This is a genomic window from Streptomyces sp. NPDC048258 (assembly GCF_043201995.1).
Lineage (GTDB): Bacteria > Actinomycetota > Actinomycetes > Streptomycetales > Streptomycetaceae > Streptomyces.
The window spans coordinates 243818-267626 of record NZ_JBICZH010000002.1; the positions used below are offsets into that span (position 1 = coordinate 243818).

Annotated in this window: 15 protein-coding genes; 9 read left to right on the forward strand and 6 right to left on the reverse strand. The window is 74.3% G+C overall.

What is annotated here, in order from left to right; genetic code table 11:
* The first annotated feature begins 31 nt into the window (after window positions 1–31).
* From ACGFYQ_RS05330 to fxsT, 5 genes are all read left to right on the forward strand, one after another.
* Entirely contained in the window at window positions 32–3385 is a 3354-nt protein-coding gene (locus ACGFYQ_RS05330; RefSeq protein WP_393740170.1) for an SAV_2336 N-terminal domain-related protein, read from the forward strand.
* A 99-nt stretch (window positions 3386–3484) separates the two neighbouring features.
* Window positions 3485–3679: an FxSxx-COOH cyclophane-containing RiPP peptide gene (gene fxsA / locus ACGFYQ_RS05335; protein ID WP_393740172.1), complete on the forward strand. Its 195-nt coding sequence runs from the start codon at window positions 3485–3487 to the stop codon at window positions 3677–3679.
* Between the two features lie 128 nt (window positions 3680–3807).
* Window positions 3808–5127, forward strand: coding sequence for an FxsB family cyclophane-forming radical SAM/SPASM peptide maturase (locus ACGFYQ_RS05340; protein WP_393740174.1), 1320 nt, complete (start codon window positions 3808–3810; stop codon window positions 5125–5127).
* Window positions 5124–6380: an aKG-HExxH-type peptide beta-hydroxylase gene (locus ACGFYQ_RS05345; RefSeq protein WP_393740176.1), complete on the forward strand. Its 1257-nt coding sequence runs from the start codon at window positions 5124–5126 to the stop codon at window positions 6378–6380. Before ACGFYQ_RS05340 ends, ACGFYQ_RS05345 begins: the two co-directional genes overlap by 4 nt.
* A gap of 64 nt (window positions 6381–6444) precedes the next feature.
* Window positions 6445–9447, forward strand: a complete 3003-nt coding sequence (gene fxsT, locus ACGFYQ_RS05350) for an FxSxx-COOH system tetratricopeptide repeat protein (protein ID WP_393740178.1) — start codon at window positions 6445–6447, stop codon at window positions 9445–9447.
* Between the two features lie 382 nt (window positions 9448–9829).
* Here fxsT and ACGFYQ_RS05355 read toward each other — a convergent pair whose 3' ends face one another.
* The 5 genes from ACGFYQ_RS05355 to ACGFYQ_RS05375 form a co-directional block, all read right to left on the reverse strand.
* Window positions 9830–13702: a multifunctional oxoglutarate decarboxylase/oxoglutarate dehydrogenase thiamine pyrophosphate-binding subunit/dihydrolipoyllysine-residue succinyltransferase subunit gene (locus tag ACGFYQ_RS05355; RefSeq protein WP_393740180.1), complete on the reverse strand. Its 3873-nt coding sequence runs from the start codon at window positions 13700–13702 to the stop codon at window positions 9830–9832.
* A gap of 270 nt (window positions 13703–13972) precedes the next feature.
* Window positions 13973–15049 (reverse strand): ATP-binding protein, encoded by a 1077-nt coding sequence (locus ACGFYQ_RS05360; RefSeq protein WP_393740182.1) that lies wholly within the window; start codon window positions 15047–15049, stop codon window positions 13973–13975.
* Window positions 15046–15786, reverse strand: coding sequence for a response regulator transcription factor (locus tag ACGFYQ_RS05365; protein WP_328927608.1), 741 nt, complete (start codon window positions 15784–15786; stop codon window positions 15046–15048). The genes ACGFYQ_RS05360 and ACGFYQ_RS05365 overlap by 4 nt, the downstream gene beginning before the upstream one ends.
* A 197-nt stretch (window positions 15787–15983) precedes the next feature.
* The gene (locus ACGFYQ_RS05370; RefSeq protein WP_393740185.1) at window positions 15984–16622 is read right to left on the reverse strand and encodes a glycoside hydrolase family 3 C-terminal domain-containing protein; all 639 of its coding nucleotides are present in this window, start codon (window positions 16620–16622) and stop codon (window positions 15984–15986) included.
* Between the two features lie 189 nt (window positions 16623–16811).
* Window positions 16812–17363, reverse strand: coding sequence for a hypothetical protein (locus ACGFYQ_RS05375; RefSeq protein WP_393740187.1), 552 nt, complete (start codon window positions 17361–17363; stop codon window positions 16812–16814).
* A gap of 36 nt (window positions 17364–17399) precedes the next feature.
* Between ACGFYQ_RS05375 and ACGFYQ_RS05380 the strand changes: the two genes are divergently transcribed.
* The 3 genes from ACGFYQ_RS05380 to ACGFYQ_RS05390 all read left to right on the forward strand — a co-directional run bounded on the left by ACGFYQ_RS05380 (window position 17400) and on the right by ACGFYQ_RS05390 (window position 20708).
* Entirely contained in the window at window positions 17400–18800 is a 1401-nt protein-coding gene (locus ACGFYQ_RS05380; RefSeq protein ID WP_393740189.1) for a hypothetical protein, read from the forward strand.
* A 164-nt stretch (window positions 18801–18964) separates the two neighbouring features.
* Entirely contained in the window at window positions 18965–19834 is an 870-nt protein-coding gene (locus ACGFYQ_RS05385) for a sulfurtransferase (RefSeq protein WP_393740191.1), read from the forward strand.
* Window positions 19835–19952: 118 nt separating this feature from the next.
* Complete coding sequence (locus ACGFYQ_RS05390) at window positions 19953–20708, forward strand: DUF4097 domain-containing protein (RefSeq protein WP_393740193.1); 756 nt, start codon at window positions 19953–19955, stop codon at window positions 20706–20708.
* A gap of 21 nt (window positions 20709–20729) precedes the next feature.
* Here ACGFYQ_RS05390 and ACGFYQ_RS05395 read toward each other — a convergent pair whose 3' ends face one another.
* Window positions 20730–21122: a nuclear transport factor 2 family protein gene (locus ACGFYQ_RS05395; protein WP_393740195.1), complete on the reverse strand. Its 393-nt coding sequence runs from the start codon at window positions 21120–21122 to the stop codon at window positions 20730–20732.
* Between the two features lie 206 nt (window positions 21123–21328).
* Here ACGFYQ_RS05395 and lon point away from each other — a divergent pair, with 206 nt between their 5' ends.
* A complete protein-coding gene (gene lon / locus ACGFYQ_RS05400; RefSeq protein WP_393740197.1) occupies window positions 21329–23737 on the forward strand; it encodes an endopeptidase La in 2409 nt (802 codons plus the stop codon).
* Window positions 23738–23809: the final 72 nt, after the last annotated feature.

Sequence of the window (23809 nt, forward strand, 5' to 3'; positions counted from 1 at the left end):
GCCACGAGCCGAACCCCCGCCCGCCGGACGCTTGCCTGACGGACCGGCACCCGACGGACTTCCGCCCGCCGGAAGAGCTCCGGCCGGAGCGTCCGGCATCCGTGAACTGGCCGTGCTGCTGCGGCGCGCCGGGCTCGACCCGTCGGCCGAGGAGCTCGCCGACGCGCTGTGGCTGGCCGGGCGGATCAGCGGGCCCGGGCGGGCCGCGCCGGGCGCGCAGGTGCCCGTACCGGAGCCGGAGGCTGAGGATCCGGTCAGTCCGCCCGAGGATCCCGGGCGGGTGGAGCTGGAACCTGAGGATCCGGTCAGGCTCTATCCGCCCGGGACGCGCCGCGGCGGCGAGGCCGAGGGAGAGCTCGCGGGGGAGTCGCCCGGGGAGCGCGGGGTGCCCGTACGGGTCCCCAGGGCGGCCGCGCTGCCCCGCATCCTGGAGATACAGCGGGCCCTGCGCGCCCTCCAGCGGCACCGGCCGCCGGCCCCGCCCACCCGGATGGTCCTCGACGAACCGGCCACCGCAGAGGCCAGCGCCCGGGCCCTCGGGCTGGTCATCCCGGTGCTCCGGCCCGACAGCAGGCGCGAGGCCACCGCACGGCTGGTGATGGACGCGTCGCCGTCGATGGCGGTGTGGCAGGACATGTTCGAGGAACTGCGTTCCGTGTGCGAGCGGTTGGGCGCCTTCCGGGACGTCCAGGTGCACTACCTGCACCGGCTCGCCGACGGCACGGCGGCGCTCGGGCGCGGCCCCGTGCCCGGCCCCGGGCTGCGCTCCGGGGACCAGCTGCGCGACCCCACCGGGCGGGCCCTGACCATGCTGGTCTCCGACTGCGCCGGACCGCTGTGGCGCGAGGGCGCGGCGCAGCGGCTGCTGCACCGGTGGGCCGAGTGCACCCCGTGCGTGGTCGTGCAGCCGCTGCCGCAGCGGCTGTGGGGCCGCAGCTGGCTGCCGACCGAGCGGGGCACGCTCACCCGGGTCGAGGGCAGCGGCGGGAAGCTGAAATTCCGGTCGGACCGGCCGCCGCTGCCCGGACGGCCCGTGGGAGGGCTGACCGTGCCCGTGCTGCCCCCCGGCGCGACCGCCCTCGGGGCGTGGGCCCGGCTCGTCGCCGGGCTGGGCACCGGCCCCGTACCGGCCGAGGTGGGCCGGGTGCTGGCCGCCCACCCGGCGGCGCCCCCGCCGCCGCCCCGTGCCGTACGGCCCCCGCGCGAGCTGGTGGCGCGGTTCCGGTCCTCGGCCGCGCCCCGGGCCGTACAGCTGGCCGTGTACCTGTCGGCGGCCCCGCTGACGCTGCCCGTCATGCGGCTGGTGCAGCGCACGATGCTGCCGGACTCCGAGCCCTCGGACCTGGCCGAGGTGCTGCTGAGCGGGCTGCTGCGGCGCAGCGCGGAGGCGCCGGGGCAGTGGTACGAGTTCACGCCCGGGGTGCAGGACGTACTGCTGGGGCCGCTGGGGCGGGACGAGGCCGCCCTCGTGCTCAAGCACTGCTCTGAGTACGTGCAGGCCCACTTCGGGCGGGGCGTGCGCAACTTCCCCGCGCTCGCGGTCTCGCAGCTGACCGGGGCGCCGGCCACGGAGGCCGGACCCGCGCCGGAGGACGCCGAGCGGGCGCCCGCCGGGCGGCTCCCGCAGGCCTTCGCACAGGTCTCGGCCAAGGTCGTACGGCGCTACCTTCCCGGGGTGCCCGAGGAGGGGGACCCGCCGGTGCGCGAGCCCGCCCCGCCCCCGGCACCCGGCCGGGCCGGTGCGGTGCGCGCCGCGCGCGACCGGCTCGCGGACGGGGACGCGCGCGCCCTGTACGAGGCCGTGGCGGTCCTGCGCCGCGCGGTGACGGCCCCGGCGGGGCCGGGGGATCCGCCGGAGGAGGCGGAGACCGAACTGGCGGGCGCGCTGCTGCGGCTGTGGGCGGCCCAGCGGGACCCCGAACTCCTCGCCGAGGCCGAGCGGGCCGTGACCGGGCTGCGGAGCGCCCCGGCCCGGTTCGTGCGGGGCCGGGTGCTGTACGAGCGGGCGCTGGCGGCCACCCGTACGACCTCCCCGGGCGAGGCGGAGCTGCTGGCCGCCGCCGACCGGGAGTTCGCGGCGGCGGGCGCCGCGGGGGACCCCGGACTGCGGCGGGACTGCGCGGTGCGCCGGGCCGAGACGCTGATCCGGCTGAGCGCGCTGCGGGAGGACCCGGGCGCGCTGCGCGAGGCGCGGGCCGCCCTGGAGTCGCTGGCCGGTCCCACGCCCGGTCCCACGCCCGGTCCCACGCCCGGTCCCACGCCCGGTCCCACGCCCGCACCCACGCCCGGCGGCGCCACCGACGCGCCGCCGCATCCCGCACTCCAACGGGCCCTGGGCCGCGTCCTGCTGGCCCTGCTGCCCCACACCTCCGACCCGGCCGAGCGCACGGCCCTGGCCGAACAGGCCGCGGCCCGGCTGGCCGCGACCGCCCTGACCGCGGACGGGACGGCCGGTCCGGAAGCGCGCGCGCGGGTGCGGGTGGAACTGGCCGGGGCTCTGCGGTACCTGCCCGGGCGGCTGGAGGAGGCGGCCGCGGAGCTGGACGCGGCCCTGGCGGAGGCCGGCGGGGACGCCGAGCAGCGGGTGGCGGCCCTGGTCTGCCTGGCGCGGGTGCACCGGGCGCGCTACGAGCGGGACGCCGACCCGGCGGCCCTGGAGGACGCCGCGGAGGCGTACGGCCGCGCCCGTCGGCTGATCCCCCGGGACGCGGACGCCTTCGGCGAGCTGCTGCCCGAGTGGGGCGACGTACTGATGGAGCGGGCCCGGGCCGCCGACGGCCGGCGGTTCACCGGGGCAGCCGTACGCGTGCTGCGCGAGAGCCGGGCGGCGGTGCCGCAGTCCGACCCCGGTGCGGCGCACCGGCTGCTGAGACTGGCCGCCGGGCTCCGGCTGCGGCACACCTACGAGGGGGACCCGGTGGACCTGCGGGAGGCCGAGTACCTGCTGGAACTGGCCGTCCGGCACAGCCGCAGCCCGCTGGAGCGGGCCCGCGCCTGGCGGGACCACGGGGACGTGCAGCAGGAGATCCACGGGCACACCCGGGCCCTGGACCGCCTGGACCGGGCGGCGGACTCCTACCGGCGGGCCTGGCGGGCCGCCCTGGAGGCCGACCGCGAGGAGCGCCGGGCCGCCGGTACCGCGGTCCAGCTGGCCGCCCGCGTACAGGAGCTGCGCGGGGAGGTGCTGGAGCGCCTAGCCCGGCCCAGGGCGGCCCTGGACGCGTACCGCTCCGCGCTGGAGCTGTGGATGCGGCTCGGCACAGGCGGCGAGGCGGGGTCCGGGGTACGGCCCGAGGCGGGGTCCGGGGTACGGCCCGAGGCGGCGGCGGAGGGGCGGTCCGAGGCGCTCGCCGCGCGGATCAGCGCCCTGGAGGCGGCCCTCTGAGCCGCCCTGCGCCCCCGGCCCGGCCGTTTCCGGGCGCCGGGGGAGGGGAAAGGGCAGTGGACCATCGAACGTGCGACGCAACAGGGGGACGGGCGGCCCATGGTGACGAAGGATCAGGACGTGGCAGTGGTGGTCCAGCGGTGCCCCGGGGGGCTGCCGGATCTCTCCGGCCTGGATCTGGCGGCGCTGCGCGGGATCGACCATCCCGTGCTCGCCCAGGTGATCGAAGGCATGGTCGAGCGGGTGACCAACCCGGCCGAGATCCTGAACGCCTTCGACTCGGGCATCGTGTGACCGGATACCGCGCCTGAGCCGCACACCACTTGACCGCTTTCCGCCGTTAGCCGAGGCCGTCCGAAGGGCAGGGATGGACCGTCGCTGGGGGACCTCCCAGCAGCCGCCGGGGGAGGGAGGCGCAGGCGATGAGGGACACCGACACGAGCGACGCCGTGCTGCCCGCGCGGGACGCCCACGCCCGCCACGCGCCCTGGCCCTACACCCGGCTCGACGTCCCCGCCCTGCGGGCCGCCGGCCACCGTCCGCATCCGATACGGCAGTTCGTGCTCAAGACGCGCAGCCGCTGCAACCTCGCCTGCACCTACTGCTACGTCTACGAGATGGCCGACCAGGGCTGGCGCGGCCAGCCCGCCGTCATGGCCCCGGCCACCGCCGCCCGCGCCGCCGAGCGGATAGCCGAGCACGCCGCCGCCCACGACCTGCCCCGTGTCGACCTGGTGCTGCACGGCGGCGAACCGCTGCTCACCGCGCCCGGCCGGCTGGCCGCGCCCGTCGACGCCGTACGGGCCGCCGTGGCCGCGGCCGCCCCGCACACCCGGGTCACCGCCACCGTCCAGACCAACGGAACCCTCCTCACCCGCGGTCGGCTCGCCGCGCTGGCCGCCGCCGGGATACGCGTCGGCGTCAGCCTCGACGGGGGGCTCCCCGCGCACAACACCCGGCGCGTCGACCACGCCGGGCGTCCCGGATTCGGCGCCGCCGCCCGCGGCCTGCGGCTGCTGGCACGGCATCCGGACAGCTATGCCGGGGTGCTCTGCGTCATCGACCTCGCCCAGGACCCCGTGGAGACGTACGAGTCCCTGCTCGCCTTCGCCCCGCCCAGCGTCGGGCTGCTGCTGCCGCTAGCCAACCGGAGCTCCCCGCCGCCCGGCCACCACCCCGGCCGGACCCCGTACGCCGACTGGCTCCTCGCCGTCTTCGAACGCTGGTGGCACGACGGGGTGCGGCGCACCCGGATCCGGACCTTCGAGGAGATCATCGCCCTGCTGCTCGGCCTGCCCGCCGCCACCGAGACCCTCGGGCTCGCACCCGCCGCCACCGCCGTCATCGAGACCGACGGCTCCATCGAACAGGCCGATTCGCTGAAGTCCGCCTACGAGGGCGCCGCCGCCACCGGGATGACCCTCGCCACCCACAGCTTCGACCAGCTCCTCGACCACCCCGGATTCGCCGCCCGCCAGCTCGGACGGGACGCGCTCGCCGCCGGGTGCCGTGCCTGCGAGCTGGTCGAGGTGTGCGGAGGCGGGCACTACCCGCACCGCTACCGCGCCGGCGAGGGCTTCCGCCAGCCGTCCGTGTACTGCGCGGACCTCCAGGTCCTGATCCGGCACATCGCCGCGGCCCTCCAGCAGGCCGCGGCCACCGCCACCGCAGCCACCGCGGCCACCGCCATCACCACCGCCCGGGCCGCCACCGCCGCCCGCCCCCCGGCGGTCGCCTCATGACCGCCGCCCTCGCCTCCTTCACCGTCTCCTCCCGCACCCTGCGCGCCCTCGCCTCCACCGAGCCCTCCTCGGACGGCACCCGCCTGGTCCGCGACGTACGCCGCTCCAAGCGCCTGGTCCTGCTGCGCGGGGTCCTCGACGCGGCCCCCGGCGGCCGGTCCGGCGAGACCGCCGGCCACTGGGCCCTGCTGGAGGAGGCCGAACGCCACGACCCCGGCGCCGTGCGCGACGTCCTGCACTACCCGGCCACCGGCGTGTGGGCCGAGGAGACCCTGCGCCGCCTGCACGCCCCGTACGGGCCCCCGCCGGACCTCGGCCACCTCGGGGCCCTCGCCGTCGCCGCCGCCCTGCGCGCCGGGATCGCCTTCACCCACACCCTGCGCCCCCAGCACGGCCGCCTCCTCCTGCCCACCCTCGGACTCCTGCGCCCGGACCGCCCGGGCCCGCTCGCCCTCACCGAACGCTCCTGGGACCCCGAGGACCCGGCCACCCTCCCCCTGCACACCCTCCCCGGCGGCCGGACCGCCCTCGACGACCTCGACCCCTACCGGGCACCCGGCCCCGCGCAGCAGGCCCCCGTACGCCCCGCCCGCCGGCTCACCCCCAAGGGGCACCGGCGCTGGGACACCCAGTGGTCCGGCGCGCTCACCCTGCTCCAGCGGTACGACACCGCCCGCGCCGAGGAGACCGTCCAACTGCTGCGCTCCGTGGTACCGCTCGCCGGCGGCTCCCGCTCCAGCGGCGCCACCCTGCCCGCGGCCGCCGGCTCCGTACTGGCCCGCGCCCAGGCCCCGCCCGCGCTGGCCGCCACCCTCGTCCACGAGGTCCAGCACGGCAAGCTCACCGCCCTCGCCGACGTCCTGACCCTGCACACCGCCGACCGCACCCCCCGGTACTGGGCCCCCTGGCGCGCCGACCCCCGCCCGCTGGAGGGGCTCCTGCACGGCGCCTACGCCCACCTGGCCCTGGCCGGGTACTGGCAGCGCGCCGCCCTCTACGGGGCCCGCGGCGCCTGGGCCCAGCACGCCCGGGTCCGCGCCCAGGTCGCCGCCGTCCTGCCCGTCCTGGGGGCGAACGACCGACTGACCTCCGCGGGAAGGGAGTTCGTCGACGCCATGAGGACCGCCGAACGCGCCATGGACGAACTCCCGCCGCCCGGGAAGCAGCACGCCACCGCGCGCCGGGCCATCGACCGCGAGCGCCGCGCCTGGTGCGCGGAACACCCCGAACTCGCGCCGTTCGCACAAGGCTGACGGGCCGTCCGCTGCGGTACCTTTTCAACCCCGTCCACTGCCCGGATCTCAGGGAGGCGGCCGCATGACCGGTAGTCGGCAGGACCAGACCACCTCAGCCGCTGGGCCGCAGCGCTTCGTCATCAGCTTCGCGGGGTTCAACCGGCCCTGGGCCGTGTGGATCGCCCACCGGCTGGAGGAGCACGGCCACCGCGTCGCCCTCCAGCGCTGGGACCCGCAGAACAGCCCCGGCCTCGCCCAGGCCCTCGACGACCTCGCCCGCTCCGGCAGCCGGGTCCTCCTCGTCCTCAGCGAACGCTACTTCTCCGCCGGCACCCACACGGACGAGGAGTGGAACACCGCCCTGCGCGCGGTCACCGACCGCCACCCCGACCGGTTCGCGGCGGTCTGCCTCACCGACGCCCCGCTGCCCAGCGCCGTCGCCGTCCTGGAGAAGACCGACCTGTGGGGCCTGGACGCGTACGAGGCCGAGTACCGCGTGCTGCGCCGCCTGGAGCTGCCCACCGACCGGATCGGCACCGAGACCGGCCGCCGCGGCCCCCGCTTCCCCAACGACCCGCCCGAGATCTGGGGCCGGGTGCCGCGCCGCAACCCCCGGTTCACCGGCCGCAACGACGTCATCGGCACCCTGCGTGCGGCGCTCGCCGAAGCCCCGGCCGGCGCCTCCACCGTCACCCTCCTGGGGCTCTCAGGCGTCGGCAAGACCCAGGTCGCCACCGAGTACGCCTACCGCTTCGCCTCCGAGTACGACGTGGTGTGGTGGGTCCCCGCCGAGGACCGGCCCACCCTGCGCGAACGCCTCGCCGACCTGGCCCCCGCCCTCGGCCTGCCGCGCGGCGCCGGCAGCTACGGCGAGCAGATCCGGGCCGTCCTGGAGGCGCTGCGGCGCGGATCCCCGTACAGCCGCTGGCTGATGGTCTTCGACGGCTGCGACAACCCCGACGACCTCACCGACCTGCTGCCCACCGGCGCGGGCGACGTCATCATCACCTCACGCAACCGCGAATGGGCCTCCCGGCACACCAGCCTCGTCGAAGTCCCGCTCTACGCCCGCCCCGAGTCCATCACCTTCATCCGCCGCCGCGCGCTGCGGCTCACCGCCGTGGAGGCCGACCAGCTCGCCGAGGCCCTGGAGGACTACCCGCTCGCCCTCGACCAGACCGCCGGCTGGCTCGCCGACTCCCCGCTGACCGTCGGCGACTACCTGGCGCTGCTCCAGCGCCGGCTGGACTCCCGCGAGGCCGTCACCGTCTCCGACGACTACCCGCTGCCCTTCCCCACGGCCCTGGCCATACTGCTCAACAACGTCCGGGAGAACTTCCCCGACGCGCTCTCCCTGCTAAGGCTGTTCGTCTTCTTCGCACCCGGGCCGGTGCCGCTGCGGCTGCTGCGCGAGTTCCCCGCCGACGAGGTGCCCGAGGAGCTCGCCGGGCTGATCAACGACCAGATCCGGTGGAACGCGGCCCTCAACAAGCTCGTCCAGTTCTCCGTGGTCCGTCTGGAGTACTCCGACCTGCCCGTGGAGGAGGGCGGCGGCGGGCTGGAGACCGTACAGCTGCACCGCATGGTCCACGGCATCGTCCGCGACAACCTCTCCGAGGACGAGGCCGAACCGCTCTCCCGCGCCGTCCGCCAGGTCCTCGCCGCCGCCGACCCCGGCCGGCCCTCCGACTCCCGGCTGTGGCCCCGCTACGCCGAACTCATCCCGCACCTGGCCACCTCCGGGGTGCTGACCAGCAGCAACCCGCGCATCCAGAACTTCCTGCTGCACTGCCTGCGCTACCTGATCCTCGCCGGGGAGTACCGCACCTGCCTGCGGCTCTCCGAGGAGACCGACCAGGCCTGGCGGGCCACGCTCGGCGAGGACCACCCCAAGGTCCGCGAGCTCAGCTACCAGTACGGCGGAGCCCTGCGCAACCTCGGCCTCTTCCGCCGCGCCGAGACCCTCACCAAGGCCGTCGCCGACCGGCTCGCCTCGGAACGCGGCGAGCGCGACCTGGAGACCCTGCGCGCCAGCAGCGCGTACGGCGGAGTCCTGCTGTGCATCGCCAAGTTCGAGCCGGCCCGCGAGATCTTCGAGCACTGCCTGGCCACGTACCGCGAGCTGCTCGGCGAGGACGACTCGACCACGCTCGGCGCCCAGAACAACCTGGCCGCCACCTACCGGCTGCTGGGCCGCTACCAGGACGCGTACGACCTCGACCTGGACACCCTGCGCCGCCGCGAGCGGGTCCTGCGGGCGCAGCACATCTCCACCCTCTCCTCCGGCATCGCCTGCGCCATGGGACTGCGGATGATGGGCCGCTACCGGGAGGCGCAGACCCGGCAGGAACAGGGGCTCAAGCTCAACACCCAGGTGCTGGGGCTGGGCCACCCGCAGACCCTGCGCGCCGAGCACAACCTCGGGCTGTGCCTGCGGCGTTCCGGGGACATCCCCGGTGCGGGCATGCGGCTGCGGGCCGTGTGGGAGCGGGCCACGCGGGTCTTCGGGGTCGACTACCCGTGGACGCTGATGGTGGCCTCCGACTACGCCACCTACCTCAGGGAGTACGGGGACATCGGCGAGGCCCGCCGGATCTCCGAGGACGTGGTCCGCGGCTACCAGTCCCAGCTGGGCCTCGCCCACCCGTACAGCATCGGCACGGTCGGCAACCTCGGCCTGGTGCTGCGCGCCCAGGGCGAGCGGGTGGAGGCCCTTTCGCTCGCGGAGCAGGCGCTGGTCGGCATGCGGGGCGCGCTGGGGGACCGGCACCCCTGGACGCTGGGCTGCGCCCTGAACGCCACCGGGCACCGCAACATCACGGGGCGCCTGGAGGACGCGCTGGACCTGAGCCGGGAGACGCTGCGCACCGCCGAGCAGGTGCTGGGCCCGGACCACCCGATGACGCTGAGCGCGCAGATCGCGCTGGCGGCGGACCTCCGGTCGGTACGGGAGGACGCGGAGGCGGGCAAGCACGAGGAGGCGGGCATCAAGGGCCTCATCCGTACGCTGGGCCCCCAACACGTCCACACGGTCTCGGCCCGCCAACAGACCCGCCCGTACTGGGACTTCGAGCCCCAGCCGTAGCCCCCGGCCCTGCGGGCGGCATCAGCCACATCCAGCCCCGCCGGCGTTTGAGGAGCGGGTCCGGGCGGAGCCCGTGCCCGGCGGAGCCGGGTTTCGGGGGGGGGGGGGGCCCCCCCCCCCCCCCCCCCCCCCCCCCCGCGGGGGGGGGGGGGGCGGCGCCCGCCCCCCCCCCCCCCCCCCCCCCCCCCCCCCCCCCCGCCGGGGCTGGATGTGCCCTGCGGGCAACCACCTTCGGCGGGGCTGGATGTGCCCTGCGGGCAACCAGCTTCGGCGGGGCTGGATGTGCCCAGCGGCAGCCAGCCCCGGCGCAGCCCGAAACGGCCGGAAGGCCCGGCTCCCCCGAGGGGGGCCGGGCCTTCCGTGCTGCTGAGCCGCGCAGCGACTACGCCTCGAAGACCTCGTTCAGCAGGAGCTGCTGCTCCGCCTGGTGGCGCTTCGCCGAGCCGACGGCCGGCGACGAGCCGTGCGGCCGCGAGATGCGCCGCAGGCGCTCGCCCGTCGGGACCTCCGCGCCGACCGCCAGGTCGAGGTGGTCGATCAGGTTCAGCGCGATGAACGGCCACGCACCCTGGTTCGCCGGCTCCTCCTGCGCCCAGATGTACTTCGCCGCGTTCGGGAACTTGGCGATCTCCGCCTGGAGTTCCGCGCCCGCCAGCGGGTACAGCCGCTCGATGCGGACGATCGCGGTGTCCGTGATGCCGCGCTTCTCGCGCTCGGCTTCCAGGTCGTAGTAGAACTTGCCCGCGCAGAAGACGACCTTGCGGACCGCGCTCGGGTCCACCGCGGTGTCCCCGATGACCGGACGGAACGAACCGTTCGTGAACTCCTCCGCCTTCGACGCCGCCGCCTTCAGACGCAGCATCGACTTCGGGGTGAAGACGATGAGCGGCTTGTGGTGCGGGTTGTGGACCTGCCAGCGCAGCAGGTGGAAGTAGTTCGACGGCAGGGTCGGCATCGCGACCGTCATGTTGTCCTGCGCGCACATCTGGAGGAAGCGCTCGGGACGCGCGGACGAGTGGTCCGGGCCCTGGCCCTCGTAGCCGTGCGGCAGGAGCAGCGTGACGCCGGAGGTCTGGCCCCACTTCTGCTCGGCCGAGGAGATGAACTCGTCGACGACGGTCTGCGCGCCGTTGACGAAGTCACCGAACTGGGCCTCCCAGAGGACCAGCGCGTCCGGGCGGGCCAGCGAGTAGCCGTACTCGAAGCCCATGGCCGCGTACTCGGAGAGCAGCGAGTCGTAGACGTTGTAGCGGGCCTGGTCGTCCGACAGGTACTGCAGCGGGGTGTAGTCCTCGCCGGTCTCGCGGTCGATGAGGACCGCGTGGCGCTGGCCGAACGTGCCGCGGCGGGAGTCCTGGCCGGACAGCCGGACCGGGGTGCCCTCCATCAGCAGCGAGCCGAAGGCCAGGGTCTCGCCCATGCCCCAGTCGATGGTGCCCTCGTCGATCATCGCCGCGCGGCGCTGCAGCTGGGGCAGCAGACGCGGGTGGACGGTGACGTGGTCGGGGATGTTGACCTGGGACTCGGCGATCCGCTTGACGACCTCCTGGGAGACCGCGGTGTTCACGGCGACCGGGAACTCCTGCGCGACCTGCGCGGGCGCCACCGGGGCGCCGGCGGGAGCCGTGGCGGCCTCGCGGACCTCCGCGAAGACCTTCTCCAGCTGGCCCTGGAAGTCCTGGAGCGCCTGCTCGGCCTCTTCCAGCGTGATGTCGCCGCGACCGATGAGGGACTCGGTGTACAGCTTGCGCACCGAGCGCTTCTTGTCGATGAGGTCGTACATCAGCGGCTGCGTGAACGCCGGGTTGTCGGACTCGTTGTGGCCGCGGCGGCGGTAGCAGATGAGGTCGATGACCACGTCCTTGTTGAACGCCTGACGGAACTCGAAGGCGAGCCGCGCCACGCGGACCACGGCCTCCGGGTCGTCGCCGTTCACGTGGAAGATCGGCGCCTCGATCATGCGGGCCACGTCGGTCGCGTACATCGACGAACGCGAGGACTCCGGGGCGGCGGTGAAGCCGACCTGGTTGTTGATGACCACGTGCACGGTGCCGCCGGTGCGGTAGCCGCGCAGCTGCGACATGTTCAGCGTCTCGGCAACCACACCCTGGCCCGCGAAGGCCGCGTCGCCGTGCAGGGCCAGCGGCAGGACGGTGAAGTCCGTGCCGCCCTTGTTGATGACGTCCTGCTTGGCGCGGGCGACACCCTCCAGGACCGGGTCGACCGCCTCCAGGTGCGAGGGGTTCGCGACGAGCGAGACCTTGATCTGCTCGCCGTCCAGGCCCGTGAAGGTGCCCTCGGCGCCCAGGTGGTACTTGACGTCGCCGGAGCCGTGCATGGACTTCGGGTCGAGGTTGCCCTCGAACTCGCGGAAGATCTGCGCGTACGACTTGCCGACGATGTTCGCCAGCACGTTCAGGCGGCCGCGGTGGGCCATGCCGATGACGACCTCTTCGAGGCGGGCCTCGGCGGCCGAGTCGATGACGGCGTCGAGCAGCGGGATGACGGACTCGCCGCCCTCCAGCGAGAAGCGCTTCTGGCCGACGTACTTCGTCTGCAGGAAGGTCTCGAAGGCCTCCGCCGCGTTCAGACGGCGCAGGATGCGCAGCTGCTCCTCGCGCTCCGGCTTGGAGTGCGGGCGCTCGATGCGGTCCTGGATCCAGCGGCGCTGCTTCGGGTCCTGGATGTGCATGAACTCGACGCCGGTGGTGCGGCAGTACGAGTCGCGCAGCACGCCGAGGATGTCGCGGAGCTTCATCATCGACTTGCCGGAGAAGCCGCCGACCGCGAACTCGCGCTCCAGGTCCCACAGGGTGAGGCCGTGCTCGGTGATGTCGAGGTCGGGGTGCTTGCGCTGCTTGTACTCCAGCGGGTCGGTGTCGGCCATGACGTGGCCGCGGACCCGGTAGGAGTGGATCAGCTCGAAGACGCGGGCGGCCTTCGTGACGTCGTCGTCGTGCGAGGCGTCGATGTCGCGGTTCCAGCGGACCGGCTCGTACGGGATGCGCAGCGACTCGAAGACGCCGTCGTAGAAGCCGTTCTCGCCGAGCAGCAGGTTCGCGACGATGCGCAGGAACTCGCCGGAGGCCGCGCCCTGGATGACCCGGTGGTCGTAGGTCGAGGTCAGGGTCATGACCTTGGAGATGCCCAGCTTGTTCAGGGTGTCCTGCGAGGTGCCCTGGAACTCGGCGGGGTAGTCCATGGAGCCGACGCCCATGATGACCGACTGTCCGGGCATCAGGCGGGGCACGGAGTGCACGGTGCCCAGGCCGCCGGGGTTGGTCAGCGAGACGGTGACGCCGGTGAAGTCGTCCATCGTCAGCTTGCCGACACGGGCGCGGCGGACGATGTCCTCGTAGGCCTGCCAGAACTCGAAGAAGTTGAGGGTCTCGGCCTTCTTGATGCCGGCGACGACCAGCTGGCGGTCGCCGTTCGGCTTCACCAGGTCGATCGCGAGACCGAAGTTGATGTGCTCCGGCTTGACCAGGGTGGGCTTGCCGTCCTTCTCCGCGAAGGAGTAGTTCATCGACGGCATGGCCTTGATGGCCTGCACCATCGCGTAGCCGATGAGGTGGGTGAAGGAGATCTTCCCGCCCCGGGCGCGCTTCAGGTGGTTGTTGATGACGATGCGGTTGTCGAACAGCAGCTTCACCGGGACGGCGCGGACGGACGTGGCCGTCGGCACCTCCAGGGAGGCGTTCATGTTCTTCGCCACAGCGGCAGCCGGGCCGCGGAGCGTCACCAGCTCGGGGCCCGCGGGGGCCTCGGTGGCGGGCGCGGCCTGCTTGGGGGCTGCGGGAGCGGAGGGGGCGGGCGCGGCCGGTGCGGCGGCCGGGGCCTGGGAGGTGACAGTCACAGCAGGGGCACCAGAGGGGGTGGCAGGAGCAGGGGCAGGAGCTGACACAGGCGTGGGCGCGGCGGCGGGAGCGGGCGCGGCGCTCGCCGCCCCCGTGACGGCGGCGTCGGCGGCCTGCGGGGCTGCGGTGACGGTGGTGGCGGCCTGTGCGGAGGCGCCGTCCGTCGTCGCAGGGGACTTCTTCGGCTCTTCGGCCTTCACCGGAGCGACAGCGCCCCCCGGCTTGTAGTCGGCGAAGAAGTCCCACCAGGCCCGGTCGACCGAGTTCGGGTCCTGGAGGTACTGCTGATAGATCTCGTCGACGAGCCACTCATTGGCACCGAAGCCTGAGGCGGGGTTCTTCCCGCCCTCTCCTGCTTCGGTCTTGGTGCTCGAGTTACTGGGGGACTGTGGCGACACGGCGGCAACCGCCCTCTTCCGCTTCACAAGGTATGGACAGCGGGAATAAAGGCTACGCCTCCTGGGCCGTGAGATGCAGACCGGGCGGGACTTCCGTCATGCAGGTCACATCGAACGGCGGGTTTCACTGCCTGGAATGGCGGGAAACAAGTGTGGTTCGGGTAGGGGGCACCGAGGTTGCGGCCTCCTGGCTTCGCACCCCTGACGGACCCCGGGCACGTGTGGCCGAGATCATGTCCTTCCCACTCGAACCCTACGTCAACGCGGCGCCTACGAGCTGCCCGGAAGCGTGACGAGGATGCGACAGCCCCGTGACGATTCGGCCACTCCGATCCGCCCCCCGTGCAGTTCCACGGCCCAGCGGGCGATCGCCAGGCCCAGTCCGGTGCCGCCGTCACCGCCGCGCGCGCTGCCGCGGTTGAACCGCTCGAAGACCCGGTGCCGCTCCGCCTCGGGGATGCCGGGACCTTCGTCCCGTACCTCCAGCGCCAGGCTGCCGGGCGTCTCGCCGGTCCGCGCGCGGACCGTGACCCGGCCGTGCGGGGGGCTGTGCTTGACCGCGTTGTCGATCAGGTTCGCCACCACCTGGTGCAGCCGCTCGGCGTCCGCGTACGCCGTCAGCTCGGGCGGGAACACGTCCAGGTGCAGGTGCACGTCGTTGCGGGTGTGCCCGCCGGATCCGCTGGACAGCCCCGGCCGGCCCGCGGCCGCCAGCGCCGACTCCTTCAGCACCCCCGACAGGTACGGCCACACCTCGAAGCGGCGGGCGCGCAGCGGGACCACCCCGTTGTCCACCCGGGAGAGGTCCAGCAGCGTCTCCACGAGCCGGCCGAGGCGCTCGGTCTGCTTCAGCATCGTGCGCATGGTCTCCGGATCGGCGGCCGAGACCCCGTCCACCACGTTCTCCAGCACCGCCCGCAGCGCCGCGATCGGCGTGCGCAGCTCGTGCGAGACGTTGGCGACCAGCAGCTTGCGGTGCCGGTCCACCGCCTCCAGGTCGTCCGCCATCAGGTTGATCGTGGAAGCCAGGTCGCCCAGCTCGTCGCGGCGCCCGGCGCCGCGCACCCGGCGGGTGTAGTCGCCCTGGGATATCGCCCGGGCCACCGTCGTCATGTCGTCCAGCGGCGAGGTCAGGCTGTGCGCCACGAACTGGGTGATCAGCATCGAGGCGATCACCGAGAAGACGGTGATGAACCGCAGCTCGGTGTCGGTGCGCAGGGCCACCAGCAGCAGGCCCGTCGTGATGAAGACCGAGACCACCACCAGGGTGCCCAGCTTGGTCTTGATCGAGAACGGTGAGAAGGGCCGCAGGGCGCCGACGGACCTCGGCCTGGGTGCGCCGCTCACGCCTGCGCCGGGGTCTCCAGGGCGTACCCGACGCCGTGGACCGTACGGATCCGCTCCGCGCCGATCTTGCGGCGCAGGGCCTTGATGTGGCTGTCGACCGTACGGGTCCCGGACGCGTCGGCCCAGTCCCACACCTCGGCCAGCAGCTGCTCCCGCGAGAGCACCGCCCGCGGGGTGCCGGCCAGGCACACCAGCAGGTCGAACTCGGTCGGCGTCAGGTGCACGTCCTCGGCCTGCACCCGGACCCGGCGCTGCGCGTGGTCGATCTCCAGGTCGCCCAGGCGCAGCGTGGCCCCGCGGGGGGCGTGCGCGGCCAGGGTGGCCCGTTCCACGCGCCGCAGCAGTACGTGGACCCGCGCGGCCAGCTCGCGCATCGAGAACGGCTTCGTCATGTAGTCGTCGGCGCCGACCCCCAGCCCGACCAGCAGGTCGGTCTCGTCGTCCCGGGCGGTGAGCATCAGCACCGGGACCGGCCGCTGGGCCTGGACCCGGCGGCAGACCTCCAGGCCGTCGAAGCCCGGCAGCATGATGTCGAGGACCAGCAGCTCGGGCAGCCAGCTCTCGGCCGCGGCGACGGCGGCCGGGCCGTCCGCGGCCGTCTGCACCTGGAAGCCCTCGGCCCGCAGGCGGGCCGCGATCGCCTCGGCGATGGTGTGGTCGTCCTCGACGACGAGTACGCGCCGCTGGGCGCCGGGGGTCGCCGAGGCGCCGTTGTGGGTGGTGTGTGTCTGTTCCATGTCCCGGTCCCGCCCCATGAAGATCTGCGTGGTGGGGTGCAGCGTAGAGGAGGCACCGGCCTGCGGCTATGCGGGGTTCGGACAGGGCATTTGTGCTGATCATCCTGGTAGTGGGGGGGATGTACCGGGTGCCGGACCCCCCACTGGACCGGCACCCGGCGGGCGGGGCGGCGAGGCCGCCTCGCTGTCCGTGTGCCCTACATCGACAGTCCGTATCCGTGGGGGAAGACCGGGTTCTCCGTGTCGTTCGGGACGTCGGGGCGCGAGGCCTCGACGGCCCGCATCGAGCGGGGGAGCTCGAAGGGGAGGCGGCCCCCGGGGACGGCACGGCCGAAGGCCACGTCCAGCAGGGCGGCGTCGGCGGCGCCGTAGTCGGCGATCAGGGCCGCCGCGCGTTCGGCGATCTCCGGGATGACGGCGGGCCGTTCCAGGTTGATGCAGACCAGGGTCGGGACCCGGTCCAGCAGGCTCAGGATCTCGGCGAGTTCGGGCTCGGGGAAGGCGAGGGAGCCCGAGTGGAAGAAGGACTCGAAGATGTTTTCGCGCGGCTCGTGCGGGGTCCGCAGGCGCAGCACGGCCAGATCGGCGTCGGCCGGGTCGGCGACGACCTCGCCGTACTCGGCGGCGACGGCCTCGTCCACGTTCCGCACGTACAGCCTCGGTCCGGCCGGTCGCGCGGATCGCGTGGATCGCGCGGATCGGGCGGAGAGTTTCGCGGAGAGCGGAAGGAATCCCTCCGGATTTGTCAGGACCGTGAGCGAGCGGCGCTGCGCCGCGGCGCCCAGCGACGTGAAATCGGCCCGGCCCACCGTCTCGGCCGCCACGTCCGGATCCACGTACGGGATTCCGGCACCAAGACCTGCTGGAGCCGAAGCGACCAGCTCGCGCTGTTCCCGGTCTCCCAAGACCGTTCGGGGAGACAACCGGCAAGTCCGGTTTACAGCGATGTGGCCAAGACCGGTCAACATCGCTAGGAACGGTTCTCGAACAGGCCGAGCACTCGCGCAGCGGGCGGCGTAATAGGTCTAGCTCGCAGTGAACGGCGGGAGCGCGTCCAGCACCGTGCGCAGGGCCGGCGCCAGGGCCTCCTCGGCGGCGGCAACCTCGTAGCCGCCGTGCACGAAGGCGTACATGAATCCGTCGAAGACCTTGCCCTCGCCCGTCGAGATCCGGGGCAGCCTCGCGAAGTCCGCCTCACGGAGGGCGGTGCGCAGCGCGGCCAGCCCGGCTTCCGACAGCTTTCCGGCGCCCTCCGGCTGCGCCTTGCCGTCCAGCCGGGTCCACGAGCCGTCGCCCTTGACGATGAGCGTGTGGGTCTGGCCCGCGTAGCCGCCGCTGCGGCTCACCCGGACCAGGGTCTCGTCCGCGGCGGGGGGCTTGTCGGCCGTCGGGCTCGCGGCGCCGCCCGGCGACGGGCCCGTCGAGGCCGCGGGGGCTGTCGGGCCGGTCGGGGCCGCCGTGGGGGCCTGCCGGGGCGTCGGAGGCGCGTCGTCGCCCCCGCCGGAACCGGACGCCCCGCATCCCGCCAGGACCACCGCGCCCAGCACCGCTCCCGCCACCGCTCGGAACGCTCGCACACCCACCTCCGCAGGTACTCCCCCCGAACCCCGAGTATGGAGTCCCCACGCCCGTTCCGACAGCACCCGGAGGCAGCCATCACCCGCATCGCCCCGTGGTCCCGGCGCGCCCTGCCCCCGCTGGTCGCCGTCCTCCTCGGCCTCTGGGGCCTGGAGCGGCGCGGCAGCATGTGGCGCGACGAGTCGGTCACCTGGCAGGTGGCCCACCGGCCGCTCGGCGGGCTCTGGGAGCTGCTGGGCCAGGTGGACGCCGTCCACGGCCTGTACTACCTGCTCATGCACGGCGTGTTCCTGGCCTGGGACGGCGGCCTGTGGGCCCTGCGGCTGCCCTCCGTCGCCGCCACCGCCCTCGCGGCCGCCGGGGTGGCCGCGATCGGCCGCCGGCTCGCGGGGGAGCGGGCCGGGCTGATCGCCGGGCTCGGCTACGCCGTGCTGCCGCCGGTGCAGATGTACGCCCAGGAGGGCCGCTCCTACGCCCTGGTCGCCGCGGCCGTGGTGTGGGCGACGTACCTGATGCTGCGCGAGCGGTGGGCGGCGTACGCGGTGGTGCTGCTGCTCGGCTGCTGGCTGCACGAGTTCGCGGTACTGGCCCTCCTCGCGCACGGTTTCACCGCCTGGCGCTCGCGCGGCTGGCGCCTCGCCGCCGGGGCCGTCGTGGCGCTGCTGCTGCCGCTGGCCCTGGTGAGCGCGCGGCAGGCGCAGCAGCAGCTCGGCTGGCTCGGGCGGCCGGCCTGGCAGGACTGGGCGGCGTACGGGGTCCTCGCGGCGGCCGCCCTGCTGCTGGCGCGGAGAGCGCCGGGAGGGCTCGTACGGGTGGCGCTGCCGCTCGCGCTGCTGCCGCCCGGCCTGCTGATGGCGGTCTCCCTCCTCGACCCCTGGTACGTCGACCGGTACGTGCTCTACGCGCTGGCCGGGCTCGCCCTGCTGGCGGGGGCCCGGCTGGCGTCGGTCCGCGGCTGGTGGCCGTGGCTCGCGGTCGCCGCCCTCCTCGTGCCCTTCGGCTTCTGGTCGGCGTGGCTGCGTACGCCCGAGAGCCGCAAGGACGACGTACTCGCGGTGGCCGCCGCGGTCCGGGAGCAGGCCCGGCCGGGGGACGCGGTGGTCTTCCTGCCGTCACGGCGGCGCGAGTGGCTGCTGTCCTCGCCGCGGGTCTACGGGGAGCTGCGCGACGTGGCCCTGGACCGCGGCCCGGCGGCTTCGCGCAGCCTGCAGGGCACCGAGCTGCCGTCGCCGGCCCTCCGGGAGGCGCTGATCGACTCCCCGCGGGTGATCGCCCTCCTGGACCCGGCCGACCAGCCACTGGACCCGTACCCGCGGGAGGCGGTGAAACGGCAGACGCTGGCCGCCTGGTTCGACCGGTGCTCGGTCACGGAGGTACGCGGAGCGCGGGTCGCCGTGTACGCGAGGCCGGGAGGCTGCGCGGACCGTGAGCCGTGAGCCGTGAGCCGTGAGCCGTGAGCCGTGAGCCCTGGGCCGTGAGCCGTGAGCCGTGAGCCGTGAGCCCTGGGCCGTGAGCCCTGAGCCCTGATCAGGCTCGGACACGTACTCGCGCCGGGCCGGTTGCGAGGATGGGGCGACCCGGTTCACACAGGAGGCGCCGTATGCCCACGTCCCAGAACTCCACGTCCCGAGGGGCCGATTCCGAGAACCCCGGACCGCTGGTCGGCGCGGGCTGGCTCGCGGAGCGGCTCGCCGCGCCCGGGCTGGTGCTCTTCGACGCCTCCGTCGGCGCCCACCGCGGCGCCGCCCACCGGATTCCGGGCGCCCGCCCCTTCGACCTCGACGGGGAGCTGTCCGACCACGACGCCCCCGCCCCGCACACCATGCCGGGCGCCGCCCGGTTCGCCGAGGCGATGCGGGCCCTCGGCGTCGACGACACCTCCACCGTGGTCGTCTACGACGGCGCCGGCGTCTACTCCAGCGCCCGCGCCTGGTGGATGCTGCGCGCCATGGGCTTCGACCGGGCCGCCGTGCTCGACGGGGGACTGCCCGCCTGGACGGCCGCCGGCCTGCCCGTGGAGGCCACCGGCCCGGCGTACGAGGGCCCGCGCGGCTCCTTCACCGCCCGCCCCCGAACCGGGCTGCTGGTCGACGGCGCCACCGTCGCCGCGGCCCTGGCCGACCCGGCGGCGGCCGTCCTCGACGCCCGCACCCGCGAGCGCTTCGCCGGCACCGCCCCCGAACCCCGCCCGGGCCTGCGCGGCGGCCACATGCCGGGCGCGATCAACCTGCCCTTCGCCGAACTCCAGCGCCCCGACGGGCTGATGCGCCCGGCGGAGGAACTCCGCGCGGCCATCGACGCGCTGACCGGCGACCGGGAGCGTCTCTACTTCAGCTGCGGATCGGGGGTGACGGCCTGCGTCCTGGCCCTCGGCGCCACCCTCGCCGGCTACCGGGACCTGGCCGTGTACGACGGCTCCTGGAGCGAGTGGGGCATCCCCTCGGACCAGCGGCCGGTGGTCACGGGCTGAGGGCGGGCGGCCGGGGGCGGTCGCGGGCGGCCGGGTTCCGCACCGGGGGTAAACCCCACCACCGGTCCGGGGACCGGCCCCATCGGCCGCGGGCGCTTCCCGCCCGAGACTCGTGACCATGACCTCTTACGCCGTGTCACCTGGCCCCGCCCGCACCGCAGTCGTCGCCCTCGGGGCCGGACTCCTCCTGGCGGGCTGCTCCTTCGGGGACGGCCCGCGGAAGACGGCGACCGCCGACGCCACGGTCACCGAGGCCGTCTCCGCGGTGGAGGTCACGGACGCCCGGTCCGGCTCGATCGAGGTCACCCCCGGATCCGGCCCCGGAGTCACGGTCCGCCGAACCGTCCACTACCGCGGCGACACCGCTCCGACGCCCGGACAGCAGGTCACCTCGGGCGTGCTCACCTTCTCCGACGGCTGCGCCACCACCTGCTCCATCGACTACCGCCTGGAGGTCCCGGCCTCCGCCACGGTCAAGCTGGAGAGCAGCAGCGGCCGCATCACGGTGACGGGCGTGGCGGCGGCCGAGCTGAGGGCCGACTCCGGCGCGGTCCGGGCCGAGCGCATCGCGGGCCCGCTGAAGGCCCGTACCTCCTCGGGCGCGATCACCGCCTCCGGCCTGGCCGGCCCCACCGCCGAGATCCGCTCCGACTCGGGCGACACCCGGCTGGACTTCGCACAGGCCCCGTCCTCGGTGCTCGCCGAAACCGGCTCGGGCGACGTCACCCTGCGGGTTCCCCGGGCCCCCTACCGGCTCGCGGTCACCACCACGTCCGGCGCCCGCGACATCTCGCTCCCCGCGGACCCCTCGGCTCCCGCCCACCTCTCGGCGAAGACCACCTCGGGCGACGTCCGCGTCTCCGCGCGGAGCTGACGGAGTCGAAGAGCCAGGGCCCTACGACCAGAACTCGTAGTATGCGCGCGGGTCGGTGGTCAGCACCCAGCCCTCGGTGATCCTCCCGTCCCGGATGTGGAGGACGAGGGCGTAGTCCAAGTCGAGCGTCCTGCCATCACGTGTCGCCGTGACGTGGAGCAGCGCGACCGTGTGGTCGTCGTCGGCGAGCACGTCGTGGATCTGCGGACGGTAGGTACCGCCCGTCAGCTGGAACTCCCGGCCGAACAGCGCGAACGTCGCATCGCGCCCCCGGTGGTCTCCCGCCAGCACGTTGCTGCCGCCGACGTGCCACAGCACGTCGGGATGGAAGAGCTCCGCCAGTGCATCCATGTCGCCCGCGGCGAAGGCGGCCATGGTGCGGTGGAAGAGGGCGATGTGCGGGTGATCGGTCATCAGCGCCTCGTATGGTCTCGGGCCCGAAGGCTTCGCACGGCGACGCTAAGCCGACGGCCTGACCCGCGCACCCCAGGGCGTCCGTCCGGCGGCGGGGCGGCGTTCATCCGGGGGTGTTCGCCCCAGGCGAACGGAGGTTGGGGAACAACCGGCGGCGCACATGCATTGAGTCGGCATAGCTCAACTTCACTGCCGGAGGGAAGATCATGGCTTCGACGTCCGCAACGCTCACTCTGCCCGTGCTGCCGCTCGACGACGAGGTCGTGCTGCCTGGGATGGTCGTTCCGCTGGACCTGTCCGACGCCGAGGTGCGCGGGGCCGTCGAGGCGGCCCAGGCGGCGGCGGGCAGCGGGAAGCCCCGAGTGCTGCTCGTGCCGCGGATCGACGGGAAGTACGCGGGCACCGGTGTGCTCGGGACCGTCGAACAGGTGGGGCGGCTCTCCGACGGGGACCCCGGCGCGCTCATCCGCGGCCGCGGGCGGGTCCGCATCGGCGCCGGGACGACCGGGCCCGGGGCCGCGCTCTGGGTCGAGGGCGAAACCGTCGACGAGCACGTGCCGGACCCGCTGCCGGGTGCGGTCACCGAGCTCGTCAAGGAGTACAAGGCGCTCGCGACCAGCTGGCTCAAGAAGCGCGGGGCCTGGCAGGTCGTCGACCGGGTCCAGCAGATCGAAGGGGTGTCGGCCCTCGCCGACAACTCCGGGTACTCGCCGTTCCTGACGGTCGAGCAGAAGGTCGAACTGCTGGAGACCGCCGACCCCGTCGCCCGGCTCAAGCTCGCCGTCAAGGCACTCAGCGACCACCTCGCCGAGCAGGACGTCGCCGAGTCCATCGCCAAGGACGTGCAGGACGGCGTCGACAAGCAGCAGCGCGAGTTCCTGCTGCGCCGGCAGCTGGAGGCGGTCCGCAAGGAGCTGCGCGAGCTGAACGGGGAGAAGGAGGGCGAGGAGTCCGACGACTACCGCAGCCGCGTCGAGGCCGCCGACCTCCCCGAGAAGGTCCGCGAGGCCGCGCTCAAGGAGGTCGACAAGCTGGAGCGGGCCAGCGACCAGAGCCCGGAGGGCTCCTGGATCCGCACCTGGCTGGACACCGTCCTGGAGCTGCCCTGGAACGAGCGGACCGAGGACCGGTACGACATCCAGGGCGCGCGGGCCGTCCTCGACGCCGAACACGCCGGGCTGAGCGACGTGAAGGACCGCATCACCGAATACCTCGCCGTGCGCAAGCGGCGCACCGAGCGCGGCATGGGCGTGATCGGCGGCCGCCGCGGCGGGGCCGTGCTGGCCCTCGTCGGGCCGCCCGGCGTCGGCAAGACCTCCCTGGGCGAGTCCGTGGCCCACGCCATGGGCCGCAAGTTCGTCCGCGTCGCGCTCGGCGGCGTACGCGACGAGGCCGAGGTGCGAGGACACCGCCGGACCTACGTCGGCGCCCTGCCGGGCCGTATCGTCCGGGCCATCAAGGAGGCCGGCTCGATGAACCCGGTCGTCCTGCTCGACGAGATCGACAAGGTGGGCTCCGACTTCCGCGGGGACCCGGCCGCCGCCCTGCTGGAAGTCCTGGACCCGGCGCAGAACCACACCTTCCGGGACCACTACCTGGAGGTCGAGCTCGACCTCAGCGACGTGGTGTTCCTGGCCACCGCCAACGTCCTGGAGGCCATCCCGGAGGCCCTGGCCGACCGCATGGAGCTGGTCCGCCTCGACGGGTACACCGAGGACGAGAAGGTCGTCATCGCCCGCGACCACCTGCTGCCCCGCCAGCTGGAGCGGACCGGCCTCGGCGCCGACGAGGTGGTCCTGGAGGAGGAGGCGCTCAGGAAGCTCGCCGGCGAGTACACCCGCGAAGCGGGCGTGCGCACCCTGGAGCGGTCCATCGCGCGGCTGCTGCGCAAGGTGGCCTCGCAGCACGAACTGGGCGAGCGCGAGCTGCCCTTCAGCATCGGCGCCGACGACCTGCGCGGCCTGATCGGACGCCCGCACCACGTGCCGGAGTCCGCCCAGGACCCGGCGGAACGGCGTACCGCGGTCCCCGGTGTGGCGACCGGCCTCGCGGTGACCGGCGCGGGCGGCGACGTGCTGTTCGTGGAGGCCTCGCTGGCCGATCCCGAGACGGGTGCGGCCGGCCTGACCCTCACCGGGCAGCTCGGCGACGTCATGAAGGAGTCGGCGCAGATCGCGCTCAGCTTCCTGCGCTCGCACGGCGCCGAACTGGAACTCCCGGTGGCCGACCTGAAGGACCGGGGCGTGCACATCCACTTCCCGGCGGGCGCGGTGCCCAAGGACGGCCCGAGCGCGGGCATCACCATGACGACGGCGCTCGCCTCGCTGCTCTCCGGACGCCAGGTGCGCACGGACGTGGCCATGACCGGCGAGGTCTCGCTGACCGGGCGGGTCCTGCCGATCGGCGGCGTCAAGCAGAAGCTGCTCGCCGCGCACCGGGCCGGGCTGACCACCGTCATCATCCCCAAGCGCAACGAGGCCGACCTGGACGACGTCCCGGCCGAGGTGCTGGAGGGGCTGGAGGTGCACCCGGTGACGGATGTGCGCCAAGTCCTGGAGCTCGCCCTGGCGCAGGCGCAGGCCCAGGCGGAAGTGCCCTTCACCACCGCCGCGTAGCGGGCCGACACGGCGCCCGGGTCCCCTCCCCCAACTCCGTCCGGGGGGACCCCCACGGCGGGGCCCCGGGCC

Coding starts and splice junctions, on each gene's coding strand:
- ACGFYQ_RS05385 (WP_393740191.1), top strand. CDS start 18,965: ATGCCCACGTCCCAGAACTCCACGTCCCGAGGGGCCGATTCCGAGAAC.
- ACGFYQ_RS05395 (WP_393740195.1), bottom strand. CDS start 21,122: ATGACCGATCACCCGCACATCGCCCTCTTCCACCGCACCATGGCCGCC.
- ACGFYQ_RS05380 (WP_393740189.1), top strand. CDS start 17,400: ATGGAGTCCCCACGCCCGTTCCGACAGCACCCGGAGGCAGCCATCACC.
- ACGFYQ_RS05390 (WP_393740193.1), top strand. CDS start 19,953: ATGACCTCTTACGCCGTGTCACCTGGCCCCGCCCGCACCGCAGTCGTC.
- ACGFYQ_RS05365 (WP_328927608.1), bottom strand. CDS start 15,786: ATGGAACAGACACACACCACCCACAACGGCGCCTCGGCGACCCCCGGC.
- lon (WP_393740197.1), top strand. CDS start 21,329: ATGGCTTCGACGTCCGCAACGCTCACTCTGCCCGTGCTGCCGCTCGAC.
- ACGFYQ_RS05345 (WP_393740176.1), top strand. CDS start 5,124: ATGACCGCCGCCCTCGCCTCCTTCACCGTCTCCTCCCGCACCCTGCGC.
- fxsT (WP_393740178.1), top strand. CDS start 6,445: ATGACCGGTAGTCGGCAGGACCAGACCACCTCAGCCGCTGGGCCGCAG.
- ACGFYQ_RS05340 (WP_393740174.1), top strand. CDS start 3,808: ATGAGGGACACCGACACGAGCGACGCCGTGCTGCCCGCGCGGGACGCC.
- fxsA (WP_393740172.1), top strand. CDS start 3,485: ATGGTGACGAAGGATCAGGACGTGGCAGTGGTGGTCCAGCGGTGCCCC.